A 6,987-nucleotide genomic window follows, 5' to 3' on the forward strand; every position below is an offset into this window, starting at 1 on the left:
ATGTCAAAGTTCCGTTGTTTAATTTCATTCGAGAGCTGGTTTGGATATTCAGTCTGAATAATATTTGGATGGAAGATCCTGGCAAATTCAACGGGATCTGCTGAAAAGCTTTCCAGCAGCTGGAAATACCGGTATATAAGCGCCAGTTTCTCTTCCATTTAAAGGGATAAATTGAAATTTTGCGAATTACGTATTTATGCGAAAATATACATTTCGCACTTATATGTAAACCGCAAATTTTGAAGCGATCTTAATTCGGGTACCTCACTGGATGCTGCTGAACGCAAGTTTGTCCCTGTTATTGGTTTTGTCGATGATATTATATACCAGTTTCAGCACGTGCAGGGTGCCATCGTAATTTACTTTATCTGCCGCCTCCTGGGCATTTTTACAGAAATAGAGTACCGGTATATTTTTTTTGTAGAAAGATGCGTGATCAGAATTGCTGATACCACTGGAATCATATACCAGGGGCAGCTCTTTGGTAGCGGCCTGCTGGATGATGGCGGACCATCCGGGAGAGGTGCCGGTACCGCCGATCTGCAATGCAGTACCCGGGTTCAGGGTACCGATGCCATCCATATTGATCATGTAGTTCACCTGCGAAAGGTCTACTTTACTATGCGAGGCGAAGTAAGAGGAGCCACACAGGCCCTGTTCTTTTCCTGAAAAGGCAACAATGATATAGTTGTTGTTATGAAGACGGGAGTTTTTTAGTAAGCGGGCTATTTCCAGCATGGCGGCGGTTCCGCTGGCGTTATCCTCCGTTTTGTCGGTGGTATCCCAACCGCGATAGTCGTAATGGGCGCCGATTACAATGGTCCTGGGCGCTTTGTTATTAATATAGCCGATCACGTTGGTACCGTTGCGTTGAATATTTTTAAAGGCTACCTGCATCTGGATAGGAAATCCGTCGGCATCGTCGGCGCCCAGTTTTTTGCTGACACCGGCATCCACCCAAACAGCCGGGATGCCGGCGGGTTGGGGCCGTTGATCCAGCCATTTCATTACTTCGGCGCTGGTTTCTTTCCCATTATAAAATACTACGCCGGTGGCGCCGGCTTTCTCGGCCACCTGTGTTTGTTGCAGGTACTGTTCGGCCATGCTTTTCCGGCTATCGGTGTCCAGTTCCGCTACATTGATCAGCCAGATGTTATCCGGTTCGTTCACCCCGGGAATAGCCTCACCCCTGGCGGTTTTGCCGGCGCTAAAAGGCAGTGGTACAAATTGTTTGCCTGCCTCCAGTTTATTTCCACCAATGCTCATCTGGCAGTCGGCCGATGGTTCACGGGTCTCTTTCACGGTAAATGCCTGTAAAAAGCCATCCTCGCCCATAGGTGCCAGGCCCATTTGTTTCATTTGCGCAGAGAGATAGGTGGCCGCCAGCCGTTCGCCGGGAGCGCCTGTGCTACGACCATCCAGCTTGTCGCTGCTCAGGTAACTGATATGCGCTTGCAGGTTTCCAAGTGTTTTACGGTCTTCCTTTTTCTGTGCATAAATGCAGGTGGTTACAACTACCAATGGTAACAGCCAGGTTATCTTTTTCACAGCTAATCTGTTTTTGGGTGTTGGGGCAAAATTACGGATTACAGGCGGCCAAATCGCATTTAACCCTCCAATTCTTTTGACTATATCATTGTATTTTAAGTATTTATAATGTATGTCTTCGTCTTAAAACAGTCATACGCCGTTTTATGTTGGCCGTTAATAGTTCTCAAATCCCTATTTTTGCCCCGTTTTAAAAATAAAGTATGAAAAACACGCCTTTTACAGAGAAACACATTGCGCTGGGCGCCAAAATGGCCGCTTTTGCAGGTTACAACATGCCTATTTCCTATACTGGCATTAACGATGAGCATCAGACGGTGCGTACCAACGCCGGTGTGTTTGATGTAAGCCACATGGGCGAATTTATTCTAAAGGGCGAAAATGCACTGGACCTGATCCAGCGTGTTACCAGCAACGATGCCTCCAAATTAACCGCCGGTAAAGCCCAGTACAGCTGCCTGCCCAACAACGAAGGTGGTATTGTAGACGACCTGCTCGTTTATTGCATTGAAGAAAACAAGGTATACATGCTGGTGGTAAACGCCAGTAATATTGAAAAAGACTGGAACTGGATCTCCGGGTTCAACAGCAAAGGAGTGGAAATGCACAATATTTCCGATAAAACCTGTTTGCTGGCCATCCAGGGACCCAATGCCACCAGCATTCTGCAGCCGCTCACGGAAGTGGACCTGGTGAACATGAAGTATTACACCTTTACCAAAGGAACTTTTGCGGGTGTGGATAATGTGGTGATCAGCGCCACAGGTTACACCGGCGCCGGTGGTATTGAAATATATTTTGAAGATAAAGACGGCGCCGCAGACAAGATCTGGGATGCCATCTTCACAGAAGGAACGCCTAAGGGGCTGAAGCCTATTGGTTTGGGTGCCCGCGATACCCTTCGCCTCGAAATGGGTTTTTGCCTCTACGGAAATGATATTGACGATACCACTTCCCCGCTGGAAGCCGGTTTGGGATGGATCACCAAATTCACCAAACCATTTACCTCCAGCGAGTTATTCGCAAAACAAAAAGCAGAAGGCGTTAGCAAAAAACTGGTAGGCTTTGAAATGGTAGATAAAGGTATTCCGCGCCACGACTACGAAATTAAAGATGCTGCAGGTAATATAATTGGCCGCGTAACTTCCGGTACCCAATCGCCATCTATGCAGAAAGCTATCGGTCTTGGCTATGTGAAAACAGCTTTTGCTGCATTGGACACCGAAATTTTTATTGCAGTAAGGGACAAGGCCCTGAAAGCAAAAGTGGTAAAAGTGCCTTTCCTGGGCTAGGAATATGTATGAATAGCCGGTTAAAGTTGTTAATTTCGGTGCCTGGAAAGTTTCCGGTGCACCGGAATTTTTGTATTTTATTGCCATATCTATGCCTACTATTCATTTAACTACCGTTATCTATGCCCCGCTGGAAAGGGTATTCGACCTGAGCAGGAGCATTACGCTACACAAGCGAAGTATGTCGCACCGGCAGGAAGACGCGATAAAAGGTCGCACCAATGGCCTGATATCTTATAATGAAACAGTGACCTGGAGAGCAAAGCATCTTGGGAAAATGAGGGAACTGACCACTAAAATCACCGCCATGCGCCAGAACGAATCGTTCACGGATGAAATGACCGACGGAGATTTTACCCATTTGAACCATGAACATTATTTTAAACCAATAGAAAATGCCACCGTGATGATTGATATCATGGACTTTGGCACTCCTTATGGCTGGTTGGGAAGAGTATTTGAGCGGTTCTACCTGCAAAAATATATGACCAGGCTCCTGCAGGAAAGGAATAATACCATTAAGGATTATGCAGAGAGTGAGAAGTGGAGGGTGATCCTTGATTAAAGCAAAACACAACTGAATGACAGAAAGCAATAAACCCAGCCTGGAAGTATGTTTATCTCCGGCATTATTACATCTATTTGATGTAAAAAACAGCATCGTAGTTATTATAGATGTGTTACGCGCTACTTCTACCATTTGCACCGCCCTCTATAACGGCGCCTCCCGTGTAATACCGGTAGCCAGCGTAGAGGAATGTGTGAATATAGGCCGCGCCATTGGCGGTATTACCGCCGGCGAAAGAGATGGCAGGATCGCAGAAGGACTGGCATACGGTAATTCGCCTTTTGAATACCCGCGTCAATTCGTGGAAAATAAAACGCTGGTACTTACCACTACCAACGGTACCAAATTATTACACATGGCCAAAGATGCCATCCAGATCATTACCGGCTCCTTCCCTAATATCAGCGCCGTTTGTGATTACCTGGTGGCGCAAAACCAACATGTGATCCTGGGCTGTGCTGCATGGAAAGACCGCGTAAACATGGAAGACACCCTGTTTGCCGGCGCGGTGGTAAGCCGTATCAGGCAGCACTTTGATGTAAACTGCGACTCCGCTACTGCTGCGGAAACCCTTTACCACTCAGCTAAAAAAGATATCTATACTTTCATGAAGCAGGCCTCCCATTATAAGCGCCTGGCGCAATATGGCCTGGAAAAGGATATACATTACTGTCTTACTCCTGATGGTGCGAATGTGTTGCCCTTGTTCAGGGATGGGGAACTTATTGCTCACTCCTGATGGCTGTAGTGCCTGGAGGAGATGAAAATGGTATCTCCTCCGGGATGAATTTTTAAGGTGTCTGTCGTTTATTCTTTATCACGGCTGGTACGCCAATCACTGTTTCTATCACATTGTCTAATGCCTGCCCCAGCAGCTTTACCCTCGCTGCAGATTCTGCCGCTAATTGTTCGTCATTTACAACATAACATTCATGTTGATATTGCTGTAGTACCTGTAACATTTTCCCGGCGAGGTCTTTTTCATTACCAACCTGGAAAAAAGTAACAAGTGGATTGCTGATTTCTTTGTTAATGTCAATATCAGAAATGATAGCCTGTTTACCAAATGCAATGGCGTCATAAGTGGCTCCCCCGCCAGGGCCTCCTTCAAATAAGGTAGGCTGAATAAGTGCAATGGCCTGCAATAATATCCCGATCTGATCCTGTTTTGAAATGTATCCCAGAAAATAAACCCTTTGTTCCATGCCCATACGCCGGATCTCCTCTTTCAGCGAAGCAAAGTAGGCTGCATCCCTGCTGTCTTCGGTATTGCCGGTGCAAACCAGTGCTATATTTCCGGGGGTGTTTTCACTTAGTATTTTTAATGCGCGGAAAGCAGTAAGGTGTGACTTATGCAACCAAAACTGGTTGGATATAATAAAGTATTTTTCCGGAAGACCGTACCTGGTTTTAAGCTCGTCATAGTTATCCCGGAGTAACTTCCTGTTATATACCGGTGTGAAAGGAAGACTCACTATTTCACTTCCATGACCTGGATAGAACTTATCTGCATCACTCTTTACCGCCCTGGAATTAACAATGATCTTTTGGGCGGCATCCAGCATTTTTTTAAAATACTGATCCCTTCGTTGTATTTCTTCCTGTTGAAAGAACTGGGGAAGATATTTATGTTGAAAATCGTACAAATAGCCGATCCATGGTGCTTTTACTTCATCAGGCAACACGTCCAGACAGGGAATAAGCAATGCAACCTGATGTTTTTTGATAGCAGTATTCAAGCCGGGTATGCCCCGGTATACCTCGATTTTTATTTCCGGGATAAATTCACTGAAGTGAGTACGTTTGTCATCAGCAGCCAGTGGTTTGCTTTTTAATCCGAGCGAATGCAACAACCGGTTGATTTTACCGGGCCGGGGGCTGTTATCGGGGATTAATAGAATAACATCGTATTTACCGGTTGCGAGAATCCCCCGCATGATCAGCTTAAGAAAATCAATCCCTCCGCCCCATCCGATAAATCCCGTGGCATGAATGCCAATCTTTTTCTTATTCATATCACAAACTGCAGCGCGTTATTTTTGGTAGTAGGAAAGAATCGTATTGATAATATGAGTGATTTCCGCTTCAGTAAGGTCCGGGAAGCTGGGTAGGTTAATTCCCCTCCATCCCAGATCCTCCCCTGTTTTATGCCTTTCATATTTTGAAGAATACATGGGCATGGTATGCACGGGGTAAAAGAGAGGTCTTGTTTCAATACCTGCTTTTTTTAATACTTCCCGTAATTCGTCTCTTTCATCTGCACTTTTTACCAGTATAGAACACATCCAGTATGAATGAAAAACATTCCTGTCTTCTTTATGGAAAGATACGGGAGTTCCCTCAAAGGCCTTTTTATAAGTATGGGCGATTTCCCTTTTCCTTGCAATGATTTCCTCTACCCTTGATAACTGTGCAATGCCGATGGCCGCACAGATATTGGTCATCCGGTAGTTATAACCAATTACATCATGCCAGTATTCCCGGTGTTTGGCGAGTCCCTGGCCTTTAAAATGAACCAGGCGGTCGTAGAGTGTCTGGTCGTTGGTGACTACCATACCTCCTTCGCCGGTTGTAATAGTTTTGTTGCCAAAAAAGCTAAAGGTAGATACATCGCCGAAGGTGCCCACATACTGACCTTTGTATTTGCTGCCGATGGCTTCTGCACAGTCTTCTATCAGGAAGATGCTGTTTTCCCGGCAGATGCTTACCAGTGTATCCATTTCGCAGGGATGTCCATATAAATGAACAGCCATTACTGCTTTTGTTCTGCTGGTAATTTTCTTTTTCACATGTCCGGGATCCATCTGCCAGGTATCTGCCAGGGAATCTACAAAAACCGGAGTGGCGCCGGTATAGGCGATTGCATTAACGGAGGCGATATAGGTTAAGCTGGGCACTATTACCTCATCTCCCGGGCCAATGCCCAGTGCTACCAATGCCAGGTGCAGGGCTACTGTACCGTTGCATACAGATGCTGCATGATCAACACCAATATATTTGGCAAATTCCTGTTCAAATGCGGTAATAAATTTTCCTTTGGAAGAAATCCAGGTAGAGTCAAGGCACTCCATTACATTCTTTTTTTCCTTTTCTCCCAGGGTTGGCTTATAAACAGGAATGGTGTAATTGTTCATAATCAGTATTATTATCCGGCAACCTTTGCTTATTGTCAGGTGCAGTTGCCTGCTAACTGTAAAGGAATAGGTCAAGGATTTGAATAAATGAAAAAGACGCTAGTATTTAAGGTGCTAACGTCTTCCGGAAGATTAATTTCCGCCACAATTTTACAGCAAATAGCTGGGTTAAACAAACCTGTTATCACCAATTGAAGATGGCAGCCCGGCTTTGTTCCGTTTCCGGCGCTGTGGCCGGCGTTTTTCAGAATGATCGCCTTCGGCGATGGGGAAATTGTCTTGGAACACTGATTACGCTGATTTTGATGATTAATTTGATTTTGTTTTTGAATTTTATAAAAAGAAAGAAGATAAAAGCAGTTATCTGTTTCCTATCTTCTCTTTTTAAAACAAAAATCAGATTAATCATCAAAATCAGCGTAATCAGTGTTCCAAGACAAAGGCC

General features: G+C 45.1%; 7 protein-coding genes. 4 read left to right on the forward strand and 3 right to left on the reverse strand.

From position 1 onward, the window contains the following. Window positions 1-264: 264 nt before the first annotated feature. Window positions 265-1,548, reverse strand: a complete 1,284-nt coding sequence (locus tag VN105_RS01720; RefSeq protein ID WP_325637305.1) for a M28 family peptidase — start codon at window positions 1,546-1,548, stop codon at window positions 265-267. 203 nt (window positions 1,549-1,751) lie between these two features. Here VN105_RS01720 and gcvT point away from each other — a divergent pair, with 203 nt between their 5' ends. The 3 genes from gcvT (at window position 1,752) to VN105_RS01735 (ending at window position 4,147) form a co-directional block, all read left to right on the forward strand. Continuing rightward, a complete protein-coding gene (gcvT, locus tag VN105_RS01725; protein WP_325637307.1) occupies window positions 1,752-2,840 on the forward strand; it encodes a glycine cleavage system aminomethyltransferase GcvT in 1,089 nt (362 codons plus the stop codon). A gap of 91 nt (window positions 2,841-2,931) precedes the next feature. Next, window positions 2,932-3,405, forward strand: a complete 474-nt coding sequence (locus tag VN105_RS01730) for an SRPBCC family protein (RefSeq protein ID WP_325637309.1) — start codon at window positions 2,932-2,934, stop codon at window positions 3,403-3,405. Between the two features lie 16 nt (window positions 3,406-3,421). Beyond that, entirely contained in the window at window positions 3,422-4,147 is a 726-nt protein-coding gene (locus VN105_RS01735) for a 2-phosphosulfolactate phosphatase (protein WP_325637311.1), read from the forward strand. A 52-nt stretch (window positions 4,148-4,199) separates the two neighbouring features. Here the strand turns inward: VN105_RS01735 and VN105_RS01740 are convergent, their stop codons facing one another. Then, window positions 4,200-5,423, reverse strand: coding sequence for a glycosyltransferase (locus VN105_RS01740; protein ID WP_325637313.1), 1,224 nt, complete (start codon window positions 5,421-5,423; stop codon window positions 4,200-4,202). A gap of 18 nt (window positions 5,424-5,441) precedes the next feature. Continuing rightward, the gene (locus tag VN105_RS01745) at window positions 5,442-6,542 is read right to left on the reverse strand and encodes a DegT/DnrJ/EryC1/StrS aminotransferase family protein (protein WP_325637314.1); all 1,101 of its coding nucleotides are present in this window, start codon (window positions 6,540-6,542) and stop codon (window positions 5,442-5,444) included. Between the two features lie 197 nt (window positions 6,543-6,739). Here VN105_RS01745 and VN105_RS01750 point away from each other — a divergent pair. Continuing rightward, a partial coding sequence (locus VN105_RS01750) for a hypothetical protein (RefSeq protein ID WP_325637316.1) occupies window positions 6,740-6,987 on the forward strand: 248 nt, incomplete at its 3' end.

The sequence above is a fragment of the Chitinophaga sp. genome (genome assembly GCF_035564935.1).
Taxonomy (GTDB): Bacteria; Bacteroidota; Bacteroidia; order Chitinophagales; family Chitinophagaceae; genus Chitinophaga.

Bases quoted from the DNA above. Each gene is read 5' to 3' on its own strand.
- gcvT (WP_325637307.1), top strand. From the start codon at position 1,752: ATGAAAAACACGCCTTTTACAGAGAAACACATTGCGCTGGGCGCCAAA.
- VN105_RS01730 (WP_325637309.1), top strand. From the start codon at position 2,932: ATGCCTACTATTCATTTAACTACCGTTATCTATGCCCCGCTGGAAAGG.
- VN105_RS01735 (WP_325637311.1), top strand. From the start codon at position 3,422: ATGACAGAAAGCAATAAACCCAGCCTGGAAGTATGTTTATCTCCGGCA.
- VN105_RS01740 (WP_325637313.1), bottom strand. From the start codon at position 5,423: ATGAATAAGAAAAAGATTGGCATTCATGCCACGGGATTTATCGGATGG.
- VN105_RS01745 (WP_325637314.1), bottom strand. From the start codon at position 6,542: ATGAACAATTACACCATTCCTGTTTATAAGCCAACCCTGGGAGAAAAG.